Below are 2,195 nucleotides of genomic sequence, written 5' to 3'. Positions count from 1 at the left end.
AATCCTAATGGGCTAGCTAAAATCGCTTGATAGCCTTCCTGACCAGCTGGATTATTAAAATCACCTGCTAAAATCAGAGGTTTGTTCAACTCTTTTAGTACAGCCTCAAATCGTGCCCATTCTTCTTGGAAACCTTTATCCCACCAAGAGAGATGAACGCTTGCAAGAGCAAGTTCCTTACCTTCAACCTCTGTCTCAGCCAAGGCAACGCGACGAGTATGGTAGTCCGTTGGATCATCTACATCTGATACTAAAATCTCACGCGCCTTGATAGGTGTTTTGGATAAGATAGCTACACCTTCATGGTAGCGGTCATAACCAATATGATTGTAAGCCCAAGTCCAGTAGTAGTTTTTCCCTTTCTCAGCCAATTTTTCGACCAGGAGTCGGACATAGTGATCCTGATGAATGGGTTCTGCTGATGGTAAAGCTTGATAGTGAGTGTTAACCTCTCCCTCAGGCGAAGTCATTTCTTGATTGATTTCTTGGAAACAAATCAAATCATAGTCTTTATCAAGAATATCTTGGAGCAAGAGCTGGAATTTTTCTTCTGCTTCTTTCTCCATCCAACTATGGGTATTGAGTGTTAAAAATTTCATGCTTTTCTCCTAAAACAAGAGGTTGGAAAACAGCTTCCAACCTCAAGTATATTACAATTCTACTTTAGCAACTGCTGTTTTAGCTGCAAGAGAACCTGTTTGTTCTAATTTAACTGATTTAAGGACATCACCATTTGTAAAGACAACCACTGTTGATGTTTTACGTCCTGCTTCTCGAATAGCATCCAAGTCAGCTGTGACAAGAAGGTCACCAGCGGCCACTTTTTGTCCTTCAGAAACATGAACAGTAAATGGTTTTCCTTCAAGACTTACTGTATCCAAACCAATATGAACAAGCACTTCAAGACCTGAGTCAGTGACAAGACCAAGAGCGTGTTTTGTTGGGAAGATACTTGATACAGTACCAGTAACTGGAGATACAATGTTACCATTTGCTGGCTCTACTGCAAATCCATCACCCATCATTTTTTGAGCAAAAACTGGATCTTCCACTTGTTCCAAGGCAACAACTTGACCGTCAGCTACTGAGTAAATATCCTCAGTTACACCCTTGTAATGTACAGTATTTTGTTGAGTTTCTGTCATTTGACTTGGAAGAGTTTCAGGAATTACTTCACCTGAGTCAAGGATATCTTGGATATCAGATTTCAATACGTCAGCTTTTGGTCCGTAGATAGCTTGGACTCCTTGTCCTTTCATGACAAGACCCATAGCTCCTTCTGCTTTCCATTGTTCCTCAGTACCAACGCGATCTGCGTCTTTAACAGTTACACGAAGACGAGTCATACATGCATCCACATCTACGATATTTGCACGACCACCAAGAAGGTTAATGATGTTTACGGCTTGAGAAGCTGCTGCAACTTTTGGAGTTCCAGGAGCTGCTTCTTCTGATGCCCCTTCAGCTGTTTCGTAGTTTCCGTTACGTCCTGGAGTTGCGTAGTTGAATTTCTTGATCATGAAGTTGGCAATGAAGTACATGATAACCGCAAAGAGAACAGTTACCCAGATAAAGTTAACGATATCCATACCAATACCAGCATTAATTGCCAATGGTGTACGAGTCAAGAATTCAATTGAACCGAATGAGTGGACACGAAGGTGAACAATATCTGCCATAGCAAAGGCAGCACCTTGAACTACTGAATAAACAAGGTAAAGAGGTGTTGCGATGAACATGAACATATACTCGATAGGTTCAGTAACCCCTGTCAAGAATGTTGCAAGGGCTGTCGCAATCATCATACCCTTGTATTGGTGTTTCTTGTCAGCATCAACATTGCGGTAGATAGCAACGATGACACCCATCAAGATACCAAATGAACCGATCATTTGTCCAACTTTGAAACGAGCTGGAGTGACTGTTGTAAGAAGGTGTTGGTATTGGTCAGCATTTGAACCTTTAAGGTTAACCAGGTCAGTTACCCAAGCAAGCCAAAGCGGATCTTGACCAAATACTTGTGTTCCTTTTGCTGCACCAGTTAACACTTCGTATGTTCCACCAAGAGCTGTATAGTTCATTGGGATTGTCAACATGTGGTGAAGACCGAATGGCAAGAGCAAACGTTCCAAAGTACCATACAAGAATGGTGCAAGGACTGGAGCAGTTTCTTGTGAGTTGGCAATCCAAATACC

2 protein-coding genes are annotated in these 2,195 nt (G+C 41.8%); both read right to left on the bottom strand.

Annotation, left to right across the window (positions count from 1 at the left end):
• A partial coding sequence (locus GMD1S_RS07330; RefSeq protein WP_000670862.1) for an endonuclease/exonuclease/phosphatase family protein occupies window positions 1-599 on the bottom strand: 599 nt, incomplete at its 3' end.
• A gap of 51 nt (window positions 600-650) precedes the next feature.
• On the bottom strand, window positions 651-2,195 hold a 1,545-nt coding region (locus GMD1S_RS07325), incomplete at its 5' end, for a glucose PTS transporter subunit IIA (protein ID WP_000452445.1).

This window comes from Streptococcus sp. GMD1S, from assembly GCF_000296875.1.
In the GTDB taxonomy this organism is placed as follows: Bacteria; Bacillota; Bacilli; order Lactobacillales; family Streptococcaceae; genus Streptococcus.
Note: the sequence above shows the minus strand (reverse complement) of the source record. Positions and strands in the feature narration are given on the sequence as shown.